The following is a 26,253-nucleotide window of genomic DNA, read 5'->3' on the forward strand; positions in this document are numbered from 1 at the left end:
GTTGAACAATAAAATTATACTGGCATATATATGAGTTTCGCACTTAAAGAGGAAAAGGATTTCAAATATATCGAAGAGGGCGAAGGTGAAGTGCTGCTGTTGCTGCACGGCTTAATGGGTGCGTTAAGCAACTGGGAAGACGTGATCAACGAGTTTAAATCTGAGTATCGTGTTATTATACCTATGCTGCCGCTGTACGATTTGCCGCTGCTTACCACAGGTGTAAAAACATTATCAAAGTATATACATAAATTTGTTAAGCATAAAAACTTAACCAATTTTACATTATTAGGTAATTCGCTTGGCGGCCACGTGGCGTTGATATACGTACTGGCACACCCCGAAAACGTAAAGGGGCTGGTATTAACCGGCAGCTCGGGTTTATATGAAAATGCCTTCGGTGGTTCGTTCCCTAAAAGGGAGAGCCGCGATTTTGTTAAGCAAAAAGTAGAATACACTTTTTTCGACCCGGCGGTAGCTACCGATGAACTGGTTGACGATGTTTTTCAAACAATTAACGATCGTAACCGTGTTATAAGGATACTGGCCATGGCAAAATCGGCCATAAGGCACAATATGGCTAAAGATCTGCATAAGATTACGATGCCTGTAGCGTTAATATGGGGAAAGAACGATAAGATAACCCCGCCGGAGGTTGCCGTTGAGTTTAGTCAGCTGCTTACCAACTCGGAGTTGCACTGGATAGACGAATGCGGCCACGCCCCTATGATGGAGCAGCCCGTTGAGTTTAATAAGTACTTGAAGCAGTTTTTAGAAAAATTAAAAAAATAAACCATGCTTGCAGTTGAAATGCTCGCCAATACTATTCCGCCGGTACATACTTCTGATACCATACAGAAGGTGATGGACAGGATGACGGAATTTAAGGTAAGCCATTTGCCAATTGTAAACGAGGAACAATTTTTAGGCCTGGTTGCCGAAGACGACCTGATAGAGGTGCCCGATTACAACACCCCTATAGGCGCTATCGCGCTAACGCTGGTAAACCCCTACGTACTTGAAGAGCAGCATATATACGATGTGATACGCCTTTTTTACGAGCAAAGGCTGAGCATTGTGCCCGTGCTTGATGTAAAAAAGAATTATTCGGGTATGATATCCATCAATACCATGTACGAGTATTTCGCCCGCATTACTTCGGTTGAACGCCCGGGCGGCATCATAGTGCTGGAAATAAGCAACCGTAATAATTCGCTGGCGCACATGGCGCAAATAGTAGAATCAGATAACGCGCAGATACTAAGCTCGTATGTACAAACCTTCCCGGATTCGACCCGTATGGAGGTGACACTAAAACTGAATAAGCAGGATATATCAAATATAGCTTCTTCATTTATGCGGTACGACTATGATGTTAAAGCTACCTTTAACCATAGTAACGATAAGGACAATTCAATGGACCGGTATGATTCATTGATGAACTACCTTAACTTATAACAAGCACATGAACATAGCAATTTACGGCCGCCAGTTTAACGATCAGGAGGCATTGCCATATATTCAGCAGGTATTTGATAACCTTGCGCAGCATGAGGTTAATATTTATGTGCATTGCCGCCTGCAAGGCTACCTCGAAGGCAAAATAAACAACGTAAAATATACTATACTGGCCGATGATACCCCTATAAAAGGGCTTATCGACATTTTTTTAACCCTTGGCGGTGATGGTACCATGCTGGATACCGTAACGCTCATCAGGGATTCGGGCATACCGGTAATAGGCATCAACTTTGGCAGGCTTGGCTTTTTAGCCAGCGTTAATAAAAACGACATAGCGGCGGCTATGCACGCGGTGGCTACCCGCCAGTTTACGCTGGATAGCCGCGCCTTGCTGCGAATAGAATCAAAAACAAATATTTTCGGTAACGATAACTTCGCGCTTAACGAGATCACTATTCACAAGCGCGATGATTCGGCCATGATCACCACCCATAGCTTTCTGGATAATGTTTTCCTTAATTCGTACTGGAGCGATGGTATCATCGTGTCAACAGCGACGGGGTCAACAGCGTATTCTTTAAGCTGCGGCGGGCCTATCATCTTCCCCGAATCAAATAGTATTGTGCTTACGCCGATATCTCCGCACAACCTTAATGTGCGTCCTGTCGTATTACCGGATACCAGCAAGTTATGTTTCGAGGTAGAGTCGCGCAGTGCCAACTACCTTGTATCGTGCGATTCGCGGATTGCCGTATTGGATGAAACCGTGCGGTTTGAGGTGAAGAAGGCCGATTTTGAGTTAAATCTTATCCGCCTAAATAATGAAAGTTATTTATCAACGTTAAGACATAAGCTGCTGTGGGGACTTGATACCCGTAATTATTAATTGTTTTAAATGCCCAAATTTCTACCTTTTATACTGTTAATCTGCTTTTCGCTTACCTTAAAGGCCCAAACCTGGGAAATAGGCGGCGGTATTGGCGGTGCAGGTTACATGGGCGATTTAAACCAGCACAAACCCCTTGCCCTTAGCGGTATTTCACTATCAGGTTTTGTTAAGCGTAATTTCAATGGCTATCTATCGGCTAAGCTTAGCCTGGGCTATGGTGAAATTGGCGCGGCCGACAGTAATTCTAACGACGCGCAAACCCGCATACGCAACCTCAGCTTTACCAACAAACTGGTAGAAACCAGCCTTACCGGCGAGTTCAACTTTATGCATTACATACCCGATGCCGGTAAAAATAAATTTACTCCCTATGTGTTCTTAGGTGTGGGCCTGACCGGCTTTTCACCCAAAACCATTTATAACGAAAAGGAATATAGTCTGCGTGGTTTTCAAACAGAAAATGTTAACTACAGCAATCGCACCATGGTAATACCTTATGGCGTGGGTATTAAGTATAATATAATGGGTAAGTTTAACCTGATAGCCGATGTTGGCTACCGCTATACCTTTACCGACTACCTGGACGATGTAAGCGGTGTTTATGTAGACCCCGCGCTGTTAAGAAACGACCGTGCCCGTACCCTCGCCGATAGGTCGGGCGAGAAGACGGGTAATTATGTGGGTTATGCAGGCACCCAGCGCGGCGATTTCCGCAGTCGCGATACCTACCTTTTTATAAACGTATCGCTATCGTTTACGTTTGTAACCCAACGCTGTTATTACGAGCGATAATTATTATTTGCAAGCCGCAACAAAGCATCACAGGTAGCGTTATCTATTTATACAAAAGGCGCATCCGGTGCCTTATTCAACCAATTTTTTTAACCTTAATCTTTAACGTCATGGCTGAGCTTAATTCTTCTGCCGCAAAAACCGGCAAACACAACCGCAAAAGAGTATCAACCCGTGTAGACCTTACCGCAATGGTCGATCTTGCTTTTCTGCTCATTACCTTCTTTATCTTAACCACCACGCTATCCAAGCCAAAAACCATGGATTTAGCAATGCCTGTTCATGATACCCCAGAAGGACCTGTTCCGGCAAGCCGCACCATGACAGTTTGTTTGGGCAAGGATAATAAAGTAATATATTACCTGGGCGAGGCCGCAAAGCCAATTATCGCGCCTACGGTGATTAGCTATGGTAAAAATGGTATCCGCAAAGTCTTGCTCGAAACTGCTGCTTACGTAAAGAAAACAACCGGAAAAGACATGATTGTTTTGGTAAAACCAAGCAATACTTCAGTATACGATAACCTGGTGAATACGCTTGATGAATTAAATATCACCAAAACACAGCGTTACGCCATTGTAGATATACCATCGGCAGATGTTGATCTGCTAAAGAAAAAGGGTGTTTATTAATAGTTTTCAACCCTGGCAAAAAAAGCCAAGCCGCAACGCGGTTTGGCTTTTTGCGTTTTAATTGTCATTGCGAGGTACGAAGCAATCACGTCGCGTTTTAGTCCGTTTTTTTATCACTATCGTCATTGCGAGGTTCGAAGCAATCTTTTTAGGTAAGGCTTGTGCTATGATTAACTTTAGTCTGCTCTTGGCCACAGTTGCCCATTACTTTTGAGGGCAAAAGTAACATACTAAGCGAAGCGATCTCATGAGCACCTATAAAAAATAAACAAACAGCGAATAAACCCTTGTCCAGCAAAAGGCTTCTGTGCTGCACAAGGCCATTCCCTGCAAAGCGGTCAGAACTTTGGGCTGGAACTTTTGCCCCGCCGCTCTATCCCTCCCCCACATGCAACAAGTTCCTATGCCCGCCTTCGCGCTCGTGGCCCGCAACGTTCTGCCCGCTTTCGACCGAAACTGCTTTGCTGACGGAAATAAGAAAGGCTGTCGCGAGTTTAGCATAGCGTAACTCGTGACGTACGCATGGGGTAAGCTTTCAACTTACCGGCTCTACGGTACAGCGGCGGGACGCCGCGGGATAGTCGTCACTCGGCCGAAGCCGCACAGGTGTTGGGAAGACCAATTTTTTGTCATTTCGAACGAGGACGAGGAGAAATTTTCTTCATCAAGCAAGTAGCAGACATGCATGATGAAGAAGATCTCTCACTGCGTTTCGAGATGACAAGTAGTCTTCCCAACACCTGTGGGCCGAGCCGTAGCGACTGCGGGGCCTCTTCTTGTCATGGGTAGGTACGAAGCATCTGTCATAGGATAGAAATGGCGATGTTCACTTTCTTGCTTCCTGCTTCTTATCTCTTAATTCGAACTACCCGCGTTAGGGATTGAAAGGGTTTAGTGCCGACGAAGGAGGTACCGCAGTGATAGCGGAGCCCTGTAAAGCCCGGCCGAAGGCAACGCCCAAATAAGATAATTATTCTATCACGATTGATCATTCGTTATTACATATCAGTTACTCTGATGAGAGAGAACACGGCATCGACCGATAATGAACACCTGTTGATAATTTGCAAGCGCTTACAGGTACCTGGTGCACCAACACATAAATTGGCCGCGGTTTACTTATGCTGCAAATGTTATTTGCTGTGTTACAATATTCTCCGTTGTGGAGTGTCATAAAAATCAAATTTTTCTTTTCTGCACGGATACTAAAAAAATACAAAGTAAGTTTTACCTTTGTACCCTGAAAAAAAGTAAGCATTGAATATTAAAATAGCCTGTACCGCTTAGTTTTTTGACATTCATATTTTAAATGTACATCAAAAACAAAGGCTGTTTAACCTGCAATAATGGTAGATAAGGAACAAATTGATCTGACAAGGTTGCCAAACCACATAGCTATTATTATGGATGGCAACGGGCGTTGGGCAAAAACAAAGGGGAAACTAAGGATATTTGGTCATCATAATGGTGTGCTATCTGTACGTGATGCGGTTGAGGGCGCTTGCGACCTTAACTTGAAATATCTTACCCTGTATACATTTTCGGCAGAGAACTGGAACCGCCCCAAGCTGGAAGTAATGGCCATTATGGAGCTGATGGTAAGCACTATTCATAAAGAGATAAGCTCGTTTATGGAGAAAAATGTGCGCCTTAACGCCATTGGTGATCTGGATAAACTGCCTGAGAAAGCGCATCGCGAACTGTTAAAGGCTATTGAAAGAACATCGGGTAATACCGGTTTGGTGCTTACACTGGCTTTAAGCTACAGCTCGCGTAACGAGATTGTACAGGCTGTGAAAAACATAGCGCAAAAAGTACAGCAGGGTGAATTGAATGCCGATGATATTACCGAAGAGGTATTTAGCGATAATTTGTATACCCACGATATGCCCGACCCTGAATTGCTGATAAGAACAAGCGGCGAACACCGTATAAGCAATTACCTGTTGTGGCAAATTGCTTATGCTGAACTATACTTTACAAAAAAATTATGGCCCGATTTCAGGAAAGAAGACCTGTTTGAAGCCATATTAGACTACCAGACACGCGAACGCCGTTTTGGTAAAACAAGCGAGCAGTTAAACTAAATTTTTTCTTTTAACACTATTTAACAACTGTTTAAATTATTTTTAGCCCACTAAAATATTCGAATGAATAAATATCTTTTTGCTATAGTTTTATTAGTGTTGAGTACAACCGCCATGGCGCAGGTATCAAATCAGCCAAGGCAAGCATTGTCTAAATCTTTATCTCCTGATAGTTTGAGCTACCTTAATCCGAAGGATTATATTATAGGTGGTATTACCGTAAGCGGAACAAAAGCACTTGATAAAGATGTGCTGATACAAATATCAAAACTAAACAAAGGCGACCGTATTAACCTGCCGGGTGAAGCAAATGCCAGGGTTATTAAAAGCATGTACGAGCAGGGTTTATTTGATGATGTACAACTGAACATTACCAGCATAAACATGGATACCATTTACCTTGAAATTGTAGTTGATGAGCGCCCGCGTTTATCGCGCCTGCACATTACCGGCATACGTAAAGGTGAAATTGAAGATGTACAAAAGAAACTGAACGATAAAACGGGCAAAATTGTAAATCAAAACTTGCTGAATACCACATCGGGTATTATTAAAAGGCACTTTAACGAGAAAGGTTACCTGAATACCACAGTTGATATGAAACCGAAGCCTGATCCGGCGGATTCAAACAACGTGATACTGGATGTTATTGTTGACAAGAAAACCAAGATCAAGATCAACAGCATTACTTTTGAAGGTAACGAAGCCTTTAGCCAGAAGAAATTAAAAGGTTTCCTGAAAAATACCCGTACCAAGAAATTTTATAACATATTCGGCTCGAAGAAATTTAAGCAGGATAAATACGATGAAGACAAGCAAACACTTGTTGAAAAAATGCAGGCCGAAGGTTACCGCGATGCTCAATTAGTAAGCGACACCGTAAGCAAGCACGATGAAAAAACGGTTGACGTAAAAATGAAGGTATTTGAAGGCCATAAATATTACTTCGGTAACATTACGTGGTCGGGCAATGCCAAATACTCTACTGCCGATTTAGTAAAGATATTACGTATCAGCAAGGGCGACGTTTTCAGCGAGGAAGAATTGGGCAAAAGGCTATCGGGCCCTACGCCAAGTAATGACGACGTATCATCATTATACCTGAACAATGGTTACCTTACTTACAATGCCGATCCGGTACAAACGCGTATTTACAATGATACTGTTGATCTGGATATTCGTATCACCGAAGGTCCGCTGTACACCATAAGCAAAGTAATTGTGAAAGGTAACGATGTAACCAACGACAAGGTAGTTTACCGCGAGATCAGGACCAAACCGGGTCAGCCTTTCAATAAAGAATTATTGATCAGAAGTACCCGTGAGCTTTCGCAGTTGGGTAGCTTTGATGAGCAAAAAACAGAACCAAGGCCTACAAACATCAACCCATCAGAAGGTACGGTTGATATTGTTTACAACGTGGTTGAAAAACCATCTGACCAGATCGAACTTTCGGGTGGTTTTGGTGGTGGCCAGTTGGTGGGTACACTGGGTTTAACGTTCAACAATTTCTCGTTACGTAATATATTCAACCTTAAAGCTTACCGCCCGCTGCCAAAAGGCGACGGACAAAAACTGAGCATCAGGGGCCAATCGAGTGGTAGAACATATCAAAACTTCTCGTTCACTTTCTCTGAGCCATGGTTAGGTGGTAAAAAACCTATCTTCTTCAGTTTGTCGGCTTATACACAAGGTAGCTCAACAGGGCAGTACTTTGCAAAAACCGACAGGCGCTATAATAACCTGCGCATTAACGGTATCGGTGTAACATTGGGTAAACGTTTAAACTGGCCTGATAACTATTTTCAGTTAAACTATTCGTTAAACTTTGACCACTATAACCTGGATAACTATGGTTCGGCATACTTGTTCTCAACCGGTACATCATACAACATTAAACTTACCCAGGAACTTAGCCGTAACTCTATCGATGCGCCTATTTACCCAACTACGGGTTCAAACATTAAGTTTACTATACAGGCTACTCCGCCATACTCATTGTTTAACAACACTAACTATAGGATAGCAACACCTGAGGAACGTTACAAATTTGTAGAATACCACAAATGGAAGTTTGACGCACAGTGGTTCCAAACGCTTACAGGTAAGCTTGTATTAATGTCGCAGGTACGTTTCGGTTTCCTGGGTTACTACAACTCAAAAGTAGGCCAGTCGCCGTTTGAACGTTTCAAACTGGGTGGTGATGGTATGCAGAGTTACCAGTTTTTACAAGGTAGTGAGATCATCGGTTTACGTGGTTACCAAAACTTCTCGGTAGTACCGGTAGGTTCGGGTTACAACGCAAGTAACAACCCGGGTAGTGTGGTGTTCAACAAATACACGCTTGAACTTCGTCACCCGGTTATTGCAAGCCAGTCGGCAACCATATTCTTACTGGCTTTTGCCGAAGGTGGTAACACCTGGAACAATTTTGGCGAATATAATCCGTTTAATGTTAGACGTTCAGTTGGCGTAGGCGCGAGGATATTTTTACCTATATTTGGCTTGCTTGGTTTAGATTATGGTTATGGTTTTGACAGGATACCGGGAGCATCAGATGCTGGTAAAGGTCAATTCCACTTCTCCATATCGCAAAGCTTGAACGGCGGATTTAATTAATTTTACTACAACAATGAAAAAGAGTATAATTTTAGGCCTGTTTTTAACGTTTACTGCATTCACAAGCGCGTTTGCGCAGCGTTTTGGTTATGTTGATTCTGATTATATATTGAAACACATACCCGAATATACATCGGTGCAAAAACAACTGGGTGCTTTATCACAGCAGTGGCAGAAAGAGGTTGACGGCCGTTTTCAGGAAATTGACCGCCTGTATAAAGCCTACCAGGCCGACCAGGTATTGATGACCGCTGATATGAAAAAACGCCGTGAGGCAGAGATAGTAGGTAAAGAGAAAGAGGCGAAAGATTTTCAGCGTTTAAAGTTTGGCCCCGATGGTGAACTTACACAGAAAAGCAACGCCCTGATTAAACCTATTCAGGATAGGGTGTCAAAAGCAATACAAGCAGTAGCCGAGAGCGAAACACTTGATATGATATTTGACAAGAACAGTGATGTAACCATGTTGTACGCTAATCCGCGTTTGGATAAAAGCGCCGATGTGATAACACGTTTAGGTTTAAAGCCCGGAGTATTTGCTAAGTAAATTATTTTTATATAAAATCGCACTATTATTAAACACACAGAACAAAAAATGAAAAGATTATTTAAAGTTGCTTTAGTGGCAGTAGGTATGTTGTTTGTTGGAAGCTATGCCCAGGCGCAATCTAAAATTGGTCATATTAACTTCAATGCCCTTATTGATCAGATGCCTGAAACTAAAACCATCAAAACACAGCTTGATGCTTATCAAAAACAATTTGTAGATCAGTATACAACCATGACCCAGGAGTTTCAAACTAAAGGTCAGGCTTACGAAGCAGGTAAAGCAACTATGACAGACGCTATCCGTACCTCAAAAGAAACTGAATTGCAGGATCTGCAAAAACGTATTGGTGATTTCCAAAACGATGCCCGTGCTAAAGTTGAAGCAAAAAGCAATGAATTAACTAAACCTTTATTTACTAAAGCCCGTGCTGCAATTAGCCAGGTTGCTAAAGAAAAAGGTTATACTTATGTATTAGATTCATCTCAAATTGATTTGATCGTATCGCCTGACGGTGATGACCTGCTTGCACCAACAAAATTGAAATTAGGTTTGAAATAATATTTAATTATAAAACTATTACAAAGGCGCCTCGTAATAACGGGGCGCTTTTTTTATTTTTGCACGTGCTAACAAATAAACCCATTGGTATTTTTGATTCGGGCTATGGCGGCCTAACGGTATTTAAATCGATAGCAGCCGCTTTACCGCAGTATGATTACATTTATTTGGGCGATACCGCGCGGGCTCCTTACGGTAACCGCACCTTTAAGGTGATACACGAATATACCTGGGAGTGTGTGCAATGGCTGTTTAAGCAAGGCTGCGGCCTGGTAATACTGGCTTGTAACACAGCATCGGCCAAAGCATTACGCACTATTCAGCAGCAGGATTTGCAGCCTGCATATCCAACGCAACGCGTACTGGGGGTGATCAGGCCTACGGCCGAGGTGATTGGTAATTATACCAGCTCAAAAGAAATAGGCGTGCTGGGTACCCGCGGAACAGTAAATTCAGAATCGTACCTGCTGGAGATTGAAAAGTTTTTCCCCGATGTAAAGGTTTATCAACAGGCCTGCGCGCTATGGGTGCCAATTATTGAGGCCGGCGAGTATGATAAACCCGGTGCCGATTATTTTGTACAGCTGTATCTTGATCAGTTACTGGCACAATCACCGGGTATTGATACCGTGCTGCTGGCCTGCACGCATTACCCTTTGTTGCAGGATAAAATACAGTCACATTTGCCTGCCGGTATCAATGTAGTGGCGCAGGGCGATATCGTAGCCGCCAGCCTCACCGATTACCTGCAACGCCATCCCGAAATTGAAACGGGGATTACCTGTAACGGTACCAAAGCATTCTTCACCACATCTGACGATACGGCCGACTTTGACCATCATGCATCGCTGTTTTTTTCGGCCCCTGTACAGTCATCCTTTACACCACTGAAATAGGCCCGTGTTAATTTTTTTGACACTACAGTTGAAATGTATATTAACATAATCTACTAATTATATAGAATTATTCTAAGCATTTGTTAAGTTTGCACCAAACGCAAATTTGCTCTTGAATTTCTACATTACATATTTTGCTGTCGCGGTTGGCTTATTTGCTTTTGCTGCTCTTTTTGCCCTTTTTGGCGTATACGCCGAGCGAAAAGTATCGGCATTTATACAAGACAGGCTTGGGCCTACCGAAACCGGAAAGTTTGGTTCACTGCAAACCTTTGCCGATATTTTAAAAATGCTGCAAAAGGAAATGATCATTCCGGCGGCTGCCGATAAATGGTTGTTCCTGCTGGCCCCGGTGATTATATTTGTGGCGGTTTACATGGGTTTCGCGGCATTGCCGTGGGGGCCGGGACTGGTGCCATCGCGTATAAATATTGGCTTGTATTATATATTCGCCATTATCTCTATCGAAACATTGGGCATACTAATGGCCGGTTGGGGATCAAACAATAAATACTCGCTGTTAGGCGCCATGCGCTCGGCGGCACAAATTATATCGTACGAAATACCGGCGGGTTTTGCCCTTATATCAGCCGTAATGATAGCCCAAACACTCGACCTGCAAGAAGTAGCTACACAGCAAGGTATCTACTCGGCCGAAAAAATAAAATTTTTAGGCATTTGTGATGTAACCACTACCGGGGGCGTTTTAAGCTGGAATATATTTCGCGCGCCGCACCTCATTATCGCTTTCGTGATCTATTTTATCGCGTCGCTGGCCGAGGCCAACCGTGCGCCATTTGATATACCCGAGGCCGAATCAGAACTGGTGTCAGGTTTTCATACCGAATATACGGGTTTAAGTTTCGCATTTGTGTTCCTGGCCGAATACTCGATGATGTTCCTGGTATCAATGGTAGGTGTGATATTGTTTTTAGGTGCCTGGAATACGCCGTTCCCAAACATGGGGCCGGTACATCTGGCCGACTGGACGACCAACGCGGCCTGGGGTATATTTTGGATTGTTATAAAAACGCTGTCATTGGTTGGCGTGCAAATGTGGATCAGGTGGACACTGCCCCGCTTACGGGTTGACCAGTTGATGAACCTTTGCTGGAGGATATTAACGCCGCTTTCGTTTGCTTGTATGCTTATATCGGGCGTATGGCGCTTGTGGTTAATGTGAGGTTGATTAAAGTTTAGAAAAAGAAATGTTAAAGAACGCTATAAATGGATTTGGAACGGCATGGCATGGTTTAACCATCACCATGAAACACCTCTTTGCATCAAACCATAAGCGCGAAATGAAACCGGTTAGTGCCGATAACTACTTTAAACAGTTAGAGCAAGGCACCAATACTATACAATACCCTAAGCAGGAATTGCCTGTACCCGAAGTGGGTCGTTACCAGTTGGATGTGGAAATGGACGACTGCATAGTGTGCGACCTGTGCGCCAAGATATGCCCGGTAAACTGTATCGATATTGAATCCATTAAAGCTACCGAGGCCATCGGCCAAACATCCGACGGGAGTGTGAAACGACTTTACGCCGCCAAGTTTGATATTGATATGGCTAAGTGTATGTACTGCGGCTTATGCACTATTGTGTGCCCAACCGAGTGCATCACCATGACCAACCAGTACGACCGAACCGTATTTGAACTGAACGACCTGATCTACCAGTTTTCGGACATGACGGTGGAAGAAGCCAACGAGAAACGTTTGCTGCTGGAAAAACAACAAGCCGAAAAGCAGGCTGCCAAATTAGCCGCTATGCAAAAGAAGGAGGAAGGGGCATGACTTTAATAAAAGTGCTGTTCTACCTGCTGGGCTTTATTGCCATAGCATCGGCATTGTATGTGGCGGGTAGCAAAAACCTGATGCGGTCCATATTTATGTTCTTTGTAACGCTGTTCGCGCTGGCGGGTTTGTATGTGCTGTCGCTGGCCGATTTTGTGGCTGTTACCCAGATCGTGATCTACGTAGGCGGTATCCTGGTGCTTATTTTGTTCGCGTTTATGCTTTCGGGCCGCGAAACCTTAAATACTATTCAGGATACAGAGAATAAGCTCATCAGCCTTACCAAACTGCCTGCAATTATACTGGCCGTGTTGTTTTTTGTGGTGATGGTTAAGGTATTGTATAGTACGCATCCGGATAGCCTGAACTGGATCCAGCAATCGGTAAAAAGCGGTAATGCCATTCAGCCCGAAACCAAACTGATAGATAATATCGGCATCAACCTCATGACTAAATATCTGTTGCCTTTTGAGTCCATATCCATACTGTTGCTGCTGGCATTGGTAGGGGCGGCACACCTGTCGAGAAAGGAGCAGCAGGCATGATCACTTTAAGCGATTTCCTGATCATCAGTGCGGCGCTGTTTTGCATAGGGTTATATATCATATTGGCCAAACGCAATGCCATTCAAATACTGATAGGTATTGAGTTGATGCTGAACGCGGCTATTTTGAATTTGGTAGCCTTTGGTAAATACGATAAGATCAACAATGGCGGGCAGGTATTCGCCTTGTTTGCCATAGTGCTTGCCGCGGCTACTACTGCTGTGGCGCTGGCCATTATATTAAATGTTTACAGGCGGTACAACACCATCGACCCCGGTAAGGTTAACAATTTGGGAGATTGATGATGAGGAGACTTATTGTTATAATTTTTCTGTTTTGCTCGGTAAGCGTTTTTGCGCAAAGTGCAGATACTGTTATAATTGATCCAGCTGATACGCATGTTTCTGATACAACAAAACGTATAAGGCTCATTTCTAAAAGTAGCTTAAGTAATAATAAAGAGCCTTTGTATATGGTAGATGGTATTGAGGTTTCTTCTGATACTTTTAAAGTATTACAACCCGATAATATTGAAAGAATTGAGATTTTGAAAGATGCTTCTGCTACCGCTATATACGGTGTTAAGGGAGCAAATGGTGTGATTTTAGTCACCACAAAGAATACCCGGGTTGATAGTATCAGGAGTCCAAAAGGATTACCATCTTCCGATGATATAGTCTACATGTTGGATGGGGAGCTATCTGATAAAAAGCTAAAAAAAATTGATCCGAAAGATGTTTTGAGTATTGTAACTATTAAAAAGGATGATTGCGAAATATGTGCTACTTCAAATAAAAATATAGATAGCATTGTTGTAGCAATTACGATTCCTTACGGTGTAACAAGATATAAAAGCAATCTGAGTAAATTTTCTAAGCAATACAAAAAATATTTAGCCGACCATAAAAATGATGATAACATGTTGATCTATATCCTTAATGGGGCGATAGTACATCAAAAAAAACAGCAGGGTATTAAAACTTTGTTTGAGCTGTATTCTAAAAATATTGAGCGTATTAACTTTAGTGCAGCAAGTCCAAAAGTATCCGGCCAAAAACCTGCAATGTTATTTATCACTACAAAAAAATAAATTTGGAAAGCGCAGTAGCACATATCGAGCATATATCAACCTTTCACACTTGTGTGGTGGTTGCGCTGCCTTTGCTTGCGGCTATCATTAATTATATCATTCCCGGCAGGTATAAAGTGGCCGGATGGATCTCTACTATCGCTATTTTACTGAGCGCGGTGTTCGCGGTAAGCATCTTCGCCCAAATATGGAATACCACTACCGTGCATACCCAAACCCTGTGGTTTACCATTGGCACTACTAAAGTTTACGCGGGTGTGCTGCTCAATAATCTTTCGGTATTGATGCTGGCGCTGGTATCTGTAATCGCCTTGCCGGTGCATATCTACAGCATGGCGTACATGCACAGCGACGAGCGCTTCAACCGCTATTTCACCTACTTGAGTTTCTTTTGCTTCAGTATGCTGGCACTCGTGGTGGTTGATAGCATGGTGCTGCTTTACGCTTTTTGGGAATTGGTAGGTTTTTCATCTTATCTGCTCATTGGTTTTTGGTTTACTAAAGATAAAGCGGTACAGGCCAATAAAAAGGCTTTCATCATGAACCGTATTGGCGACGTAGGTTTGCTATCGGCCATGATGATCTTCTTCGCGCAGTACCATACGTTCGATCTCGTGCAGCTTTTTGCTGCGGACGGACTGGTAGCGAAATCAGTTATACAAAACGGATTGTGGGTAGCGCCAACCGGCAGCATACCTGTATTTTGGCAATATGTAGCCTGTGCAGGCATCTTTTTGGGGGTAGCGGCTAAGTCGGCCCAGTTCCCGCTGCATACCTGGCTGCCCGACGCGATGGAAGGGCCAACCTCGGTTTCGGCATTAATACACGCGGCTACCATGGTAGCTGCAGGTGTGTTCTTACTGGGCAGGGTGTACCCGGTATTTAACGCCGATGAATTAACGGGCTTTGCCATCATCGGTTGTTTTACAGCCTTTATGGCGGCAACCATCGCCCTCACACAAAACGATTTGAAACGGGTGCTGGCTTATTCAACCATATCGCAATTAGGTTTTATGATCATGGCGATGGGGGTAGGGGCTTACGCTTCCTCCTTGTTCCATTTGGTTACACATGCCTTTTTCAAGTGCCTGCTGTTTTTGGTAGCCGGTGTGGTGATCCACGAGATGCAGCACATTAAGCACGAAAACCATTTGGATATTGATCCGCAGGATATAAATCACATGGGCGGTTTGCGTAAAAAACTACCGGTTACTTTTATAGCCGCTTTACTGGGCGCGCTGGCTTTGGTAGGTTTCCCGCTTACATCAGGCTACCTGTCTAAAGACGGTATACTGATACAGGCCTTTGAATGGGCCGAAGGTAAAAGCGGTATGTTGATGCTGGTGCCTGTGCTGGCCTTAATCACCAGTTGGCTAACCGCGTTCTACGTTGCCCGGCTTATTTTTAAGGTTTTCTTCGGAAAGTTTAGGTTGCAGGAGAACAATCGTGATATTAAGATCCACATCAGCGATGGGGGCTGGAACTATAAATTGCCTTTGCTGTTTTTAGCGTTGTGTAGTTTGTTCGTAGTGTTCTCGCTGCACCCTTTGCTTTATGAGCATGCCTGGTTATACAAGGCGTTTACACCATCAAACCTTTTAGAGCGCGAAAACCTGTACCATACTTTCATCCCGGCAACGGTAACTATTTTAAGCATAGGGGTAATGTTTGCCGCTTATACTATTTATGGCAAACAGGGCAAATTCGCTTTCGCGCAAAAAGGCTTCCTGTTCCGCTTGTCGTTTAACGAGTGGTTTATTGATCGTGCTTATAAAAATATTATTGTAAAAGCTGTGCTGCTATTTAGTAACCTGCTTTACTGGTTTGACCGTACGGTGATTGATGGCATAGTTGACCTGCTGAAATGGATAACCTTTTCACTATCAAATATTACCGCGTGGGCCGACCGCTATATTATTAACGGCTTTTTATATTTGCTTACCGTATTGGTTAGGCGTATTGGCAACCTGGTGCGTAATTTCCAGGGCGGCAGGGTGCAGTATTATTTATATACCATGATAGCCGCCGTGCTGATAATGTTTATTTTAAAATTCCTGATCTGAGCCTGATGAACATATTATCGTTACTCATTTTTCTACCTGTTATATTCGGAGCCGTCATACTGCTGATGCCATCGGCATGGCGCGGCGCTTTTAAATACATCACGCTTTTGGCTACGCTGTTACAATTGGGTATCAGTATTTACATCTACCTTAATTTTAAAACGGGTGCTGCCTTTGGCGGTATCAATAACGAAAGCCAGTTTCAGTTTGTACAAAAACTACCGTGGATAGGCCTCAACCTTGGTTCGGTAGGGCGTATGCAGATCGATTATTTTGTGGGGATTGACGGTATTTCGGTAACCCTGCTGATAATGACGGCATTGGTAATGGTAATTGCCGCTTTAGCATCCTGGGAAATAAAGAGCAACCTGAAAGGCTTTTTCGCGTTGTTCCTGCTGTTGGATATGGCGGTTATCGGCGTATTTTGCGCGTTGGATTTTTTCCTGTTTTACCTGTTTTACGAATTAATGTTATTGCCGCTATACTTCCTGATAGGGATGTGGGGTGGTGTACGGCGCGAATACGCGGCGATCAAATTCTTCCTGTATACCTTGTTTGGTTCGGTATTTATGCTGTTGGTAATGGTGGGGCTTTATCTGTCGGTTACCGACCCGGCAACGGGCAACCATACCTTCAATATAGTGCAAATGATGAATCCGGCCAACTACACCAACGGGGCTATATTTTCGGCACTGCACCAGCAAACCATTATGGGGATGCCGGCACGTACCGTGGGTTTTGTGGTGCTGTTTATCGCTTTTGCCATTAAGGTGCCAACGGTGCCCCTGCATACCTGGCTGCCAGTTGCCCACGTGGAAGCGCCAACGCCGGTATCTATTATCTTGGCCGGGGTATTGCTGAAGATAGGCGGCTACGGTATCATCCGGATCTGTATGGGGATATTCCCCGAAGTGGCTACTTCAGGAGCTTTCTGGCTGGGTTTACTGGGTGTCATCTCTATACTCTACGGCGCGCTCAACGCCTTGGCACAGCGCGATCTTAAACGCCTTATCGCTTACTCATCGGTATCACACATGGGTTTTGTGCTGCTGGCCATTGCCTCACAAACTGCCGAGGGTATCAGCGGCGCGGTAATGCAAATGGTGAGCCACGGCTTTTTATCGTCGATGCTTTTCTTTTTGGTAGGGGTGGTGTACAACCGCGTACACGACAGGGATATTTATAATTTCAGGGGATTGGGCAGTGTGATGCCAAAATATACCGTGTTTGTAATGATCGCCTTTTTCGCGTCATTAGGTTTACCCGGCTTTTCGGCATTTGTGGCCGAAGCTTTCTCACTGGCCGGGGTATTTAAATCACCAACGGTAAACGGCTTGCTGCCTTACTGGATGGCTGTATGCGGCGCGGTAGGGATCCTGCTGAGCGCGGCCTATTTCCTGTGGACATTGCAGCGCATGTTTTTTGGCACACCGCTGTTTAAAGGCGGCGAAGTGTGGCGCATAGCCCTGCAAGACATCAACCTGCGTGAAACCTTAACGTTGGTGCCGCTGGCCATTATGGCCCTGGTGCTGGGTATAATGCCGTCGCTGGTGTTTGATAAGATAAATGATAGCGTGCTGGCGTTGGTCAGCTTTTTACAGGTAAAATAAATATTTAATGCACGATCTGTCGCCATATCTTTCTGAGCAATTAACGTCTATCTGGAACGGCATACCTTATTTTATGCCCGAGATATACCTGAGCGCACTGTTCATCATCGTATTGATCACCGATTTGCTTTTCGGTAAAAACTCAGAAAAATTATGCCGCATTATAGCTTTCACGGGGATACTGCTGGTTGCTTATAAAGACATCCAGCAGTATTCACTTGCTTCAAACGAGGAAGTGCAGATGCTGTTTAACGATATGCTGGTGTTTAACCGTACCTCGGTAACGTTTAAACTGCTTATAGACTGTGTATCGTTCCTGTTGTTATTATATATGGGCTGGGATGACAAGCTCAGCGCGCACCCTAAACGCCTGTCCGATTTGTATACCATTGTTGTAGGCTCTATTTTGGGGCTGCATTTAATGTGCATGTCGGTAAACCTGCTGGCCATTTATTTATCTATAGAAATGGTATCCATCGCCTCTTATCTGATGGCCGCTTACCGTTCGGAAAGTAAATTTAGTGCCGAGGCGGGGATGAAATACGTGCTGTTTGGTGCTGCGGCATCGGCAATATTATTGTATGGTATTTCGCTGCTTTATGGTTTTACAGGCACGCTAAATATAGCCCTTGCTGATTTCGGCACACAACTGGCCATGGTAAATACGACGGGTATTGCCTTTGCCATAGTGTTGGTATTGGTAGGGATAGGCTTTAAGTTATCATTTGTGCCGGTCCATTTTTGGGTGCCCGATGTGTATGAAGGCGCGCCTACGCCGGTTACGGCTTATCTGTCGACAGTGCCTAAAATTGCCGCGTTTGCTTTGCTGGTTAACTTTTTGCCGTCGTTTATATTTTATGATAAGCTGGCCGTGTTCGATTTTAGGCTGGTGCTATCTGTTATAGGCGTGGTAACCATGGTAGCAGGTAACTTTGCCGCCGTATCACAAAACAATGTTAAGCGTATGCTGGCTTATTCAAGCATTGGGCATACCGGCTTCGCGCTGATGGCCATCGTTACTTTTTCGCCGCAGGGATTGGCTTCGCTCATTTACTATTTGGCAGTATACGCGCTGGCAAACATAGCGGCTTTGGTGCTGGCCACCTATTTTGCCAATGCTACCGGTGCCGAAAAGATCAGCGACTACAAAGGCTTGGGCCTAAAATATCCTGTAGCGTCGGTTTGCTTTGTAATTGTGCTGATATCCTTAACCGGATTACCGGTAAGCGCGGGATTCATCGGAAAATTATTCGTTTTTTCGGCAGTGTATGGCGTTTATGAAACCAATCATAACGTATGGCTGCTTATTTTACTTATTACGGGTGCTATAACTACGGTTGTTGCCCTGTTTTACTACATTAAAATTCCATTAAACCTTTTCCTTAAAAAGAAAGATAGTGCTATCCCGGTAGAAAAATCATTAAACAAAGTATTGGTTTTTTCAATAATAGCATCACTTGTACTTATTTTGCTCGGTATTTTTCCCGATTATCTGTATAATTGGATATAAGTGTAGGGATAAAGCTTAAAAATTAAAAAATCATCACATTTTTTGAATTTTATATAATAAAAATCATATTTTCACGGCTCTTTTAGAACTTGTTATTTAAAAAGCTAATGAAACGCTTCTTCCCCTTCTCGGTAATTTTAGTTATATTATTATTAACTTTTATTTTTCCTTCTGTAGACTTAGACAATAAAGAGGTTTCGCATTTTGATAAGGCCGATATCGCCTGGATGCTGATGTCAACCGCGCTGGTTTTGATCATGACACCCGGTTTGGCCTTCTTTTACGGCGGTATGGTCAACAAAAAGAACGTGATATCAACCATGCTGCAAAGCATTGTTTGTATGGTGATCATTACAGTGCTTTGGGGTATCTTCGGTTTTAGCCTGGCCTTTGGCGATAGCATAGGTGGGGTAATTGGTAACCCATCCACCTTTTTTATGATGAAAGGGATGCTGGGCACGCGTACCTGGCCATCGGCACCAACCATCCCGATATTGCTGTTTGCCATGTACCAGTTAAAGTTCGCCATAATTACCCCGGCGCTTATTACCGGTGCCTTTGCCGAACGGATCCGTTTTAACTCGTACATTATCTTCCTGATACTATTCTCGATATTCATATTCTCGCCGCTGGCGCATTGCACCTGGCATCCCGATGGCATACTTGCCAAATTAGGCGTGTTAGATTTTGCGGGCGGTACTGTTGTACACATGTCGGCAGGTTGGGCAGCGCTGGCTTCGGCCTTGTACTTGAAACGCCGTAACGAGGCTAACCATGCCCCGGCGCGTATTACTTATGTAATGATTGGTACCGGTTTATTATGGTTCGGTTGGTTTGGTTTTAACGCGGGGTCGGCAATGGGTGCTAATCATTTAGCGGTAACCGCGCTGGCCACCAGCACCACGGCATCTGCCGCGGCAGGTGTTACCTGGATCTTTTTTGATATGCTGCGTAAAAAGAAACCATCGGCTATGGGCACCTGTATTGGAGCGGTAGTGGGCTTGGTAGCCATTACGCCTGCGGCAGGGTATGTATCGGTTCCGCATTCGCTGGCTATCGGTATCATCTCGGCACTGGTGAGTAATTTGGTGGTTGAGTGGCGTACCCGTACTTCTATTGACGATACACTGGATGTTTTCCCTTGCCATGGCGTGGGCGGTATGGTGGGTATGGTGCTTACCGGTGTGTTTGCCAATACCAACGTTAATCCGGGTATTGTAAACGGTAACGGTTTGTTCTTCGGCGAAACCAAGCTGTTCTTTATCCAGCTGATCGCCCTGGTAGGTACTTCGGTATTCGCGTTCTTTGGCTCCATGCTGCTGCTGAAGATCACCGATATGATATCGCCCTTACGTGTAACCATTGAAGAAGAAATTGTTGGTTTGGATATTAGCCAGCATGGCGAAAAGTTGTAACCATATACAGGTAATTGCCAAACGATAAATAATCTAAGCCTCTTAAATGAGGCTTTTTTATGACCGATATTTTGCATATTAGGGCAAACTTTATCACTAATGAAAAGCATTTATGTAATTGGTATTCTGTTAACTTTTATTGCTTTCTCGTACCTGATAGCCACCAGGGTTTTAACCTATTTTTATAACGAAAGTGAGTCGGGGAGTGGTTATAGCGTTGGTTTCGCCGTTAACTGGTGGGAAGTACTATCATTAATCGCGCTAATTGCGGTTATGATCTATCTTATAAAAAAATTCAGACAAGCTTAATAATTGGAACTTATTAATAGAGACTATGGTAACAAGCACAACACTAACTACATTATTCAGACCGGTTGGGCCGGAAGAACTTGCGCTTATAGAACAATCGGGCTGGAAGCGTTTTCCGCCAAGGTTGCCGGAGCAGCCGATATTTTACCCGGTAACCAACGAAGAGTACGCTATACAAATAGCCCGCGATTGGAATGTGCCTGCATCAGGCTCGGGTTTTGTAACGAGGTTTTCGCTGCCTGCCGTCTATCTCGAAAAGTACGAAATACAGAATGTTGGCGGCCCTATTCATAACGAACTATGGGTGCCGGCAGAAGATCTGGAAGAGTTTAACGACCATATAGTTGGTTCAATTGAGGTTACTAAATCATTTTATGCCTGATTTTCAATTACTAAAATGGAATTGTTACAAATTGCATTTTAGTACGCATTAATGACAATCGATATAGGGAGAGTTCATGATAAAAGTTTACCTTTGCCACCTCATTACAGATCATGAGCGATCAGATTAAACATGAATGCGGTGTGGCGTTTATCCGCTTAAGAAAGCCACTCTCTTATTACCAGCAAAAGTACGGTACTGCACTGTACGGCTTAAACAAGCTATACCTTTTAATGGAAAAACAACACAACCGCGGCCAGGATGGCGCAGGTGTTGCTACCATTAAACTGGATATTGAGCCGGGTAAAAGGTACATCAGTCGTCACCGTTCAATGGCATCAAATGCTGTGGCAGATATTTTTGAATACATCCAAAAGAAATTTGCGGATATACAAAAAGAAATGCCCGAAAAGCTTGCCGATGCCGAATGGTTGAAAGAAAATGTAAGCTTTACCGGTGAAGTGCTGCTTGGCCACCTGCGCTACGGTACCCACGGTAAAAACAGTATCGAAAACTGTCACCCGTTTTTAAGGCAAAACAACTGGAAAACCCGTAACCTCGTTATAGCAGGTAACTTCAACATGACTAATGTTGACGAACTGCTGCAACAATTGTACGATTTAGGTCAGCACCCGAAAGAGAAGGCTGATACAGTTACCGTGCTCGAAAAAATAGGTCACTTTATTGATACCGAAAACCAGGGGTTGTTTGACCAGTACAAACGCGAAGGTTTAGACGATAACATGGAGATCAGCAAGCTTATAGCCAATGATATGGATGTAGCTAAGATCCTCCGTAAATCGGCCAAAAACTGGGATGGTGGCTATACTATAGCCGGTATCCTGGGGCATGGTGATGCCTTTGTAATGCGCGATCCGGTAGGTATCAGGCCTGCGTTTTACTATTACAATGATGAAATAGTAGTTGCAGCATCAGAGCGCCCGGCTATTCAAACCGCTTTTAACGTACCAATTGAAGATATCAGGGAGATTAAACCCGGTCATGCGGTTATCGTTAAAAAGAACGGCGATTTGAGCGAAGAGATGTTCAGCGAACCCAAAGAGAAAAAGGCATGTTCTTTTGAACGGATCTATTTTTCACGCGGCAGCGATTCATCTATCTATCGCGAACGTAAACAATTAGGCCGTCTGCTTTGCCCGCAAATATTGGATGCCGTTGACCATGATGTAAAGAACACCGTTTTCTCTTACATTCCGAACACTGCCGAGGTAGCGTTTTACGGTATGGTTGAAGGCGTACATAAATACATTAAAAAATACCAGCGCGACCAACTTCTTAACCGTGAGGATAAGATAACCGACGAGGAACTTACCGAAGTGTTAAAGCTTGCCCCGCGTGTGGAGAAGATAGCCATTAAAGATGTTAAACTGCGTACCTTCATCACACAAGATGCCGATCGCAGCGAAATGGTGGCACACGTATACGATACTACTTACGGCCTTATTAACAAAGGTGCCGATACATTGGTAGTATTGGATGACTCCATTGTTCGTGGTACTACGCTTAAACAAAGCATCCTTAAAATATTAGACAGGTTAGGCCCTAAAAAGATAGTGGTAGTATCATCTGCTCCGCAGATCCGTTACCCTGATTGTTATGGTATTGATATGTCGCGTATGGGTGAGTTTGTGGCGTTTGAGGCAGCCATAAGCCTGCTGAAAGAAGCCGGCAAGGAAGATATCATCCTGAAAGCATACCAAAAGGCTAAAGACAGTTCGTTATTACCTAAAGAGGAAGTAGTGAACCACGTAAAAGCTATTTACGAACCGTTTACCGATCAGCAAATCTCTGACCGTATTGCGCAGATCATCACTCCTAAAGGCATTACTGCCAAGGTTGAAGTGATCTACCAAACGCTGGATAACCTGCACATCGCTTGTCCGGATCATACCGGCGACTGGTACTTCTCGGGCGATTATCCAACCCCGGGCGGTAACAAAGTGGTAAACCGTGCATTCGTAAACTGGATGGAAGGTAAAAACCAAAGAGCTTACATGTAAGCTATACAAGTATTATATTTAAAAGAGGCATCATGTATGATGCCTCTTTTTTTATGATAAAGAATTTTCTGTTGCGCTCATTTATAATGAGTGCTTAACATGGAGTAGCATTTGCAATGCGTGTGCATGATATTCTTCCCCGTCAGCAAGAAGCTTCGGGCGAAAACGGGCAGAACTTTGGTGGCCATGAGCGAAAAGGCGGGCATAGGAGCTTGTTGCATGTGGGTAGGAATAGCGGGATGGGGCAAAAGTTCCAGCCCAAAGTTCTGCACGTTTTGCAGGGGATGGCCATGTGTGGCAAAGAAGCCTTTTGCTGGACAAGCCTTTTTGTTATCTTTTGTGGCGACAAAAGTAATAGCCCCTGCGGCAATGAGCAGACTACCGTTAATTACAGCACAGCCTTAACCCGGACAGCAGAAACTATAATTTACGAACCCGCAGGAGGCGAAAAAATGAAATGAGTAACCAGCCTGTCGAAAAGGATAAACGAAGCGATGATGAGCGCTACACCGGCCACCTGGTTAAGCTTGTGTACCAGTTTTACCGATATTTTATCGCGAAGTTTGTTAGCGTAAAAGGCTTTTGTGGTATCTAACCCGAACTGAACCACCAGAATTGTAAAGAACATGATGGCAATTTTCAGCTGGCGATGATGAACGCCTTCGTGGTAAATGGTGCTGGCGGTACCGATAACGGTGATCCAATGGAAGAGAATGGTAGGGTTGAAGATGCACATCAGGAACCCTTTGAGGAAATAACCGGTGCGCTTTAAACCTGAGGGAGCGTTGTTATTATAGTTAACATCGGCCTTTTTAAACAGGTAATAAATACCAATGCTGAGCAGTATGGCACTGCCGATAACCCCGGCAATGGTTTTTGTATGTGGTGTAATATCAAATAGTTGCGAGCCGAAAAGGATGGCCCCTACAAACACTACATCGCTGGATACAACGCCAAGTGCGAGATAAACCCCGGCATGGAATCCGCGCTCGATGCTGGTCTTAATTAGTGCGAAAAAGACCGGCCCGGTAATAAACGTGAGCACCAACCCTATCCCAATACCCGATATAATAGCTTCTATCATTAAACTTTAGCCTTAGGTTCAGTTTTGAAGTATGCGAATATGCAACTTTATCTGTTAAACAACGAAACTAATATATAGTGTTATATTAAATTTAAATCAATAACAGGATTTTACAAAAATTGATTTATGTTAGTGGTTTAAAAATCCTTTTAGTACAACCAAAAAATACAATGGAACAAAACAATTCTAAAAACTACGGGTCGGCATTGTACACGCTGATCACGGTGTTTTTCTTTTGGGGCTTCTTAGCTGCATCAAACGGCATATTTATCCCATTTTGTAAAACACACTTCAGTTTAACCCAATTCGAATCGCAACTGATCGACTTTACCTTTTACGGTGGTTACTTCATAGGTTCGCTGGTGTTATACTTCGCTTCGCAGGCCAGCCGTGTAGATATACTGAACAAACTGGGCTATAAAAATGGTATCATTTTAGGTTTGGTAATTTCAGCTATAGGCGCGTTGGGTATGGTTCCATCTGTAAATTCTGGGTCGTTTGTACTTATCCTGTTATCCTTCTTTGTTATAGCCATCGGATTCTCTTTACAGCAAACAGCGGCTAACCCGTTCGTAATTGCTTTAGGTCCGCCGGAAACAGGTTCAAACAGGCTAAACTTTGCAGGTAGTATTAACAACATTGGTGCTTTATTAGGCCCGGTAGTAGTAAGTGTTGTATTATTTGGTTCGGCATCGGCAGCAAGCGCCGCGGCTGATGTTAAAATATCATCTATCAACAATTTGTATTTCATATTAGCAGGCTTGTTTATCGCGGTTGCGGTATTCTTTTGGTTCTCCAACCTGCCAAAGGTTACCAGCGACGAAAAGATCGAATCAAGCTCAAAAGCGAATACGCCATTGCTGATCATCTTTGTAGCATTCCTGATTATCCTTGCAGCTGATCCGCTGAGCGCTTATACCGCGGGCATATTACCAAGCGGAAAAGGTTTGGATCCGGCAGCCTTCGCGGCGTTAATATTAAGCGTTAAACCATACTTTGTATACCTGGCACTGGCCATTATCGTTTTCACTTTAGTGGGTACTATAGTAGCTGCCGGTAAGGGCAAACAAGGCTGGGGCGCCATGCAATATCCACAACTGATTTTGGGTATGATCGCTATTTTCACTTATGTAGGTACCGAGGTAACTATTCAAAGTAACATGGGTGCCTTATTAAAACAACCTGAATTTGGTGGTTTTGATGATTCGGCCATTGCACCGTACATCTCTTTATATTGGGGTAGTTTAATGATAGGCCGTTTCGCGGGTTCTATCGGCGCGTTCAACCTGTCTAAATCGGTTAAAAATATTTTGACTGTAATTGTTCCGTTTGTTGCCTTTGGTGTAATATTAATGGTGAATTACCTGAGCGGTGGCACAGTAGCTAACTTATTGCCTTATGCAATTTGCGTATTGGTACTAATTGTAGCTTTCTTTATCGGCCAGCAAAAACCGGTGCGTACGCTTACTGTATTCGGTTTGTTAGGTGTTGCCTTTATGCTGATCGGTTTATTTACCACAGGTACAGTAGCGACTTTCGCGTTCATCAGCGGTGGTCTGTGCTGCTCTATCATGTGGCCATCAATCTTCTCATTATCTATTGCAGGTTTAGGAAAATACACCAGCCAGGGTTCAGCGTTCCTGATCATGATGATCCTGGGTGGATCAATTCTGCCTCCGGTACAGGGTATCCTGGCCGATAGCAGCCACAATGTAGTTCCGGGTTTAAGTGGTATCCACTTCTCGTACATTGTACCGGCGTTAGGTTTCGCTTACCTTGCATTCTTTGCCTGGAAAGTAAGCCGCGAGCTGATTAAACAAGGTATCAATCTTGACCACGTAGAATCTTCAGGCGGTCACTAAGATATTCGTATTAGGGCATTGGGTCATTGGTTAGTGAGTTTTCACTGATCAATGACCCAATCTCTTTTTATACCAGTGA

The 26,253-nt window shown here is 43.8% G+C and carries 25 protein-coding genes; 24 read left to right on the plus strand and 1 reads right to left on the minus strand.

What is annotated here, in order from left to right; translation table 11 throughout:
* Positions 1 to 30: 30 nt before the first annotated feature.
* From ABD894_RS23720 to ABD894_RS23830, 23 genes are all read left to right on the plus strand, one after another.
* A complete protein-coding gene (locus ABD894_RS23720) occupies positions 31 to 792 on the plus strand; it encodes an alpha/beta fold hydrolase (protein WP_345213576.1) in 762 nt (253 codons plus the stop codon).
* A gap of 3 nt (positions 793 to 795) precedes the next feature.
* On the plus strand, positions 796 to 1,458 hold the full coding sequence (locus ABD894_RS23725; protein WP_345213577.1) for a CBS domain-containing protein: 663 nt from the start codon (positions 796 to 798) through the stop codon (positions 1,456 to 1,458).
* Positions 1,459 to 1,465: 7 nt separating this feature from the next.
* Positions 1,466 to 2,347 (plus strand): NAD kinase, encoded by an 882-nt coding sequence (locus ABD894_RS23730; protein ID WP_345213578.1) that lies wholly within the window; start codon positions 1,466 to 1,468, stop codon positions 2,345 to 2,347.
* Between the two features lie 9 nt (positions 2,348 to 2,356).
* The gene (gene porG / locus ABD894_RS23735) at positions 2,357 to 3,142 is read left to right on the plus strand and encodes a type IX secretion system protein PorG (RefSeq protein ID WP_345213579.1); all 786 of its coding nucleotides are present in this window, start codon (positions 2,357 to 2,359) and stop codon (positions 3,140 to 3,142) included.
* 110 nt (positions 3,143 to 3,252) lie between these two features.
* A complete protein-coding gene (locus ABD894_RS23740) occupies positions 3,253 to 3,774 on the plus strand; it encodes an ExbD/TolR family protein (RefSeq protein WP_345213580.1) in 522 nt (173 codons plus the stop codon).
* Positions 3,775 to 5,120: 1,346 nt separating this feature from the next.
* Positions 5,121 to 5,861: an undecaprenyl pyrophosphate synthase gene (gene uppS, locus ABD894_RS23745; protein ID WP_345213581.1), complete on the plus strand. Its 741-nt coding sequence runs from the start codon at positions 5,121 to 5,123 to the stop codon at positions 5,859 to 5,861.
* A 63-nt stretch (positions 5,862 to 5,924) separates the two neighbouring features.
* Complete coding sequence (bamA, locus tag ABD894_RS23750) at positions 5,925 to 8,480, plus strand: outer membrane protein assembly factor BamA (protein ID WP_345213582.1); 2,556 nt, start codon at positions 5,925 to 5,927, stop codon at positions 8,478 to 8,480.
* Between the two features lie 13 nt (positions 8,481 to 8,493).
* Entirely contained in the window at positions 8,494 to 9,027 is a 534-nt protein-coding gene (locus ABD894_RS23755; protein ID WP_345213583.1) for an OmpH/Skp family outer membrane protein, read from the plus strand.
* A gap of 48 nt (positions 9,028 to 9,075) precedes the next feature.
* Positions 9,076 to 9,588: an OmpH/Skp family outer membrane protein gene (locus tag ABD894_RS23760; protein WP_345213584.1), complete on the plus strand. Its 513-nt coding sequence runs from the start codon at positions 9,076 to 9,078 to the stop codon at positions 9,586 to 9,588.
* A 65-nt stretch (positions 9,589 to 9,653) separates the two neighbouring features.
* Positions 9,654 to 10,484, plus strand: coding sequence for a glutamate racemase (gene murI / locus ABD894_RS23765; RefSeq protein ID WP_345213585.1), 831 nt, complete (start codon positions 9,654 to 9,656; stop codon positions 10,482 to 10,484).
* Between the two features lie 112 nt (positions 10,485 to 10,596).
* Positions 10,597 to 11,667 carry an NADH-quinone oxidoreductase subunit NuoH gene (nuoH, locus tag ABD894_RS23770; RefSeq protein WP_345213586.1) on the plus strand — a complete coding sequence of 357 codons (1,071 nt, stop codon included), beginning with the start codon at positions 10,597 to 10,599 and terminating at the stop codon, positions 11,665 to 11,667.
* 25 nt (positions 11,668 to 11,692) lie between these two features.
* Entirely contained in the window at positions 11,693 to 12,283 is a 591-nt protein-coding gene (locus ABD894_RS23775) for a 4Fe-4S binding protein (RefSeq protein ID WP_345213587.1), read from the plus strand.
* Entirely contained in the window at positions 12,280 to 12,828 is a 549-nt protein-coding gene (locus tag ABD894_RS23780) for an NADH-quinone oxidoreductase subunit J family protein (protein ID WP_345213588.1), read from the plus strand. Before ABD894_RS23775 ends, ABD894_RS23780 begins: the two co-directional genes overlap by 4 nt.
* Positions 12,825 to 13,130, plus strand: a complete 306-nt coding sequence (gene nuoK / locus ABD894_RS23785) for an NADH-quinone oxidoreductase subunit NuoK (RefSeq protein WP_345213589.1) — start codon at positions 12,825 to 12,827, stop codon at positions 13,128 to 13,130. The genes ABD894_RS23780 and nuoK overlap by 4 nt, the downstream gene beginning before the upstream one ends.
* On the plus strand, positions 13,130 to 13,918 hold the full coding sequence (locus ABD894_RS23790) for a TonB-dependent receptor plug domain-containing protein (RefSeq protein ID WP_345213590.1): 789 nt from the start codon (positions 13,130 to 13,132) through the stop codon (positions 13,916 to 13,918). Before nuoK ends, ABD894_RS23790 begins: the two co-directional genes overlap by 1 nt.
* Before the next feature lie 2 nt (positions 13,919 to 13,920).
* Positions 13,921 to 15,981: an NADH-quinone oxidoreductase subunit 5 family protein gene (locus tag ABD894_RS23795; protein ID WP_345213591.1), complete on the plus strand. Its 2,061-nt coding sequence runs from the start codon at positions 13,921 to 13,923 to the stop codon at positions 15,979 to 15,981.
* Positions 15,982 to 15,986: 5 nt separating this feature from the next.
* Positions 15,987 to 17,591: a complex I subunit 4 family protein gene (locus ABD894_RS23800; RefSeq protein WP_345213592.1), complete on the plus strand. Its 1,605-nt coding sequence runs from the start codon at positions 15,987 to 15,989 to the stop codon at positions 17,589 to 17,591.
* 7 nt (positions 17,592 to 17,598) lie between these two features.
* On the plus strand, positions 17,599 to 19,101 hold the full coding sequence (locus ABD894_RS23805) for an NADH-quinone oxidoreductase subunit N (RefSeq protein ID WP_345213593.1): 1,503 nt from the start codon (positions 17,599 to 17,601) through the stop codon (positions 19,099 to 19,101).
* 107 nt (positions 19,102 to 19,208) lie between these two features.
* Positions 19,209 to 20,516 carry an ammonium transporter gene (locus ABD894_RS23810; protein WP_345213594.1) on the plus strand — a complete coding sequence of 436 codons (1,308 nt, stop codon included), beginning with the start codon at positions 19,209 to 19,211 and terminating at the stop codon, positions 20,514 to 20,516.
* Positions 20,517 to 20,615: 99 nt separating this feature from the next.
* Entirely contained in the window at positions 20,616 to 20,825 is a 210-nt protein-coding gene (locus tag ABD894_RS23815; RefSeq protein WP_345213595.1) for a hypothetical protein, read from the plus strand.
* Positions 20,826 to 20,850: 25 nt separating this feature from the next.
* On the plus strand, positions 20,851 to 21,207 hold the full coding sequence (locus tag ABD894_RS23820; protein WP_345213596.1) for a hypothetical protein: 357 nt from the start codon (positions 20,851 to 20,853) through the stop codon (positions 21,205 to 21,207).
* 113 nt (positions 21,208 to 21,320) lie between these two features.
* The gene (locus ABD894_RS23825) at positions 21,321 to 23,228 is read left to right on the plus strand and encodes an amidophosphoribosyltransferase (protein WP_345213597.1); all 1,908 of its coding nucleotides are present in this window, start codon (positions 21,321 to 21,323) and stop codon (positions 23,226 to 23,228) included.
* A gap of 116 nt (positions 23,229 to 23,344) precedes the next feature.
* Positions 23,345 to 23,689 (plus strand): hypothetical protein, encoded by a 345-nt coding sequence (locus ABD894_RS23830; RefSeq protein WP_345213598.1) that lies wholly within the window; start codon positions 23,345 to 23,347, stop codon positions 23,687 to 23,689.
* Here the strand turns inward: ABD894_RS23830 and ABD894_RS23835 are convergent.
* Positions 23,656 to 24,312 carry a LysE family translocator gene (locus ABD894_RS23835; RefSeq protein WP_345213599.1) on the minus strand — a complete coding sequence of 219 codons (657 nt, stop codon included), beginning with the start codon at positions 24,310 to 24,312 and terminating at the stop codon, positions 23,656 to 23,658. The two genes, ABD894_RS23830 and ABD894_RS23835, sit on opposite strands and share 34 nt — an antisense overlap.
* A 170-nt stretch (positions 24,313 to 24,482) precedes the next feature.
* Between ABD894_RS23835 and ABD894_RS23840 the strand changes: the two genes are divergently transcribed.
* A complete protein-coding gene (locus ABD894_RS23840; RefSeq protein WP_345213600.1) occupies positions 24,483 to 26,174 on the plus strand; it encodes an MFS transporter in 1,692 nt (563 codons plus the stop codon).
* Positions 26,175 to 26,253 lie beyond the last annotated feature (79 nt).

The organism is Mucilaginibacter gynuensis, assembly GCF_039541195.1.
GTDB lineage: Bacteria > Bacteroidota > Bacteroidia > Sphingobacteriales > Sphingobacteriaceae > Mucilaginibacter > Mucilaginibacter gynuensis.

Bases quoted from the DNA above. Each gene is read 5' to 3' on its own strand.
- ABD894_RS23720 (WP_345213576.1), top strand. From the start codon at position 31: ATGAGTTTCGCACTTAAAGAGGAAAAGGATTTCAAATATATCGAAGAG.
- ABD894_RS23725 (WP_345213577.1), top strand. From the start codon at position 796: ATGCTTGCAGTTGAAATGCTCGCCAATACTATTCCGCCGGTACATACT.
- ABD894_RS23730 (WP_345213578.1), top strand. From the start codon at position 1,466: ATGAACATAGCAATTTACGGCCGCCAGTTTAACGATCAGGAGGCATTG.
- porG (WP_345213579.1), top strand. From the start codon at position 2,357: ATGCCCAAATTTCTACCTTTTATACTGTTAATCTGCTTTTCGCTTACC.
- ABD894_RS23740 (WP_345213580.1), top strand. From the start codon at position 3,253: ATGGCTGAGCTTAATTCTTCTGCCGCAAAAACCGGCAAACACAACCGC.
- uppS (WP_345213581.1), top strand. From the start codon at position 5,121: ATGGTAGATAAGGAACAAATTGATCTGACAAGGTTGCCAAACCACATA.
- bamA (WP_345213582.1), top strand. From the start codon at position 5,925: ATGAATAAATATCTTTTTGCTATAGTTTTATTAGTGTTGAGTACAACC.
- ABD894_RS23755 (WP_345213583.1), top strand. From the start codon at position 8,494: ATGAAAAAGAGTATAATTTTAGGCCTGTTTTTAACGTTTACTGCATTC.
- ABD894_RS23760 (WP_345213584.1), top strand. From the start codon at position 9,076: ATGAAAAGATTATTTAAAGTTGCTTTAGTGGCAGTAGGTATGTTGTTT.
- ABD894_RS23775 (WP_345213587.1), top strand. From the start codon at position 11,693: ATGTTAAAGAACGCTATAAATGGATTTGGAACGGCATGGCATGGTTTA.
- ABD894_RS23780 (WP_345213588.1), top strand. From the start codon at position 12,280: ATGACTTTAATAAAAGTGCTGTTCTACCTGCTGGGCTTTATTGCCATA.
- nuoK (WP_345213589.1), top strand. From the start codon at position 12,825: ATGATCACTTTAAGCGATTTCCTGATCATCAGTGCGGCGCTGTTTTGC.
- ABD894_RS23790 (WP_345213590.1), top strand. From the start codon at position 13,130: ATGATGAGGAGACTTATTGTTATAATTTTTCTGTTTTGCTCGGTAAGC.
- ABD894_RS23800 (WP_345213592.1), top strand. From the start codon at position 15,987: ATGAACATATTATCGTTACTCATTTTTCTACCTGTTATATTCGGAGCC.
- ABD894_RS23805 (WP_345213593.1), top strand. From the start codon at position 17,599: ATGCACGATCTGTCGCCATATCTTTCTGAGCAATTAACGTCTATCTGG.
- ABD894_RS23810 (WP_345213594.1), top strand. From the start codon at position 19,209: ATGAAACGCTTCTTCCCCTTCTCGGTAATTTTAGTTATATTATTATTA.
- ABD894_RS23815 (WP_345213595.1), top strand. From the start codon at position 20,616: ATGAAAAGCATTTATGTAATTGGTATTCTGTTAACTTTTATTGCTTTC.
- ABD894_RS23820 (WP_345213596.1), top strand. From the start codon at position 20,851: ATGGTAACAAGCACAACACTAACTACATTATTCAGACCGGTTGGGCCG.
- ABD894_RS23825 (WP_345213597.1), top strand. From the start codon at position 21,321: ATGAGCGATCAGATTAAACATGAATGCGGTGTGGCGTTTATCCGCTTA.
- ABD894_RS23830 (WP_345213598.1), top strand. From the start codon at position 23,345: ATGCGTGTGCATGATATTCTTCCCCGTCAGCAAGAAGCTTCGGGCGAA.
- ABD894_RS23835 (WP_345213599.1), bottom strand. From the start codon at position 24,312: ATGATAGAAGCTATTATATCGGGTATTGGGATAGGGTTGGTGCTCACG.
- ABD894_RS23840 (WP_345213600.1), top strand. From the start codon at position 24,483: ATGGAACAAAACAATTCTAAAAACTACGGGTCGGCATTGTACACGCTG.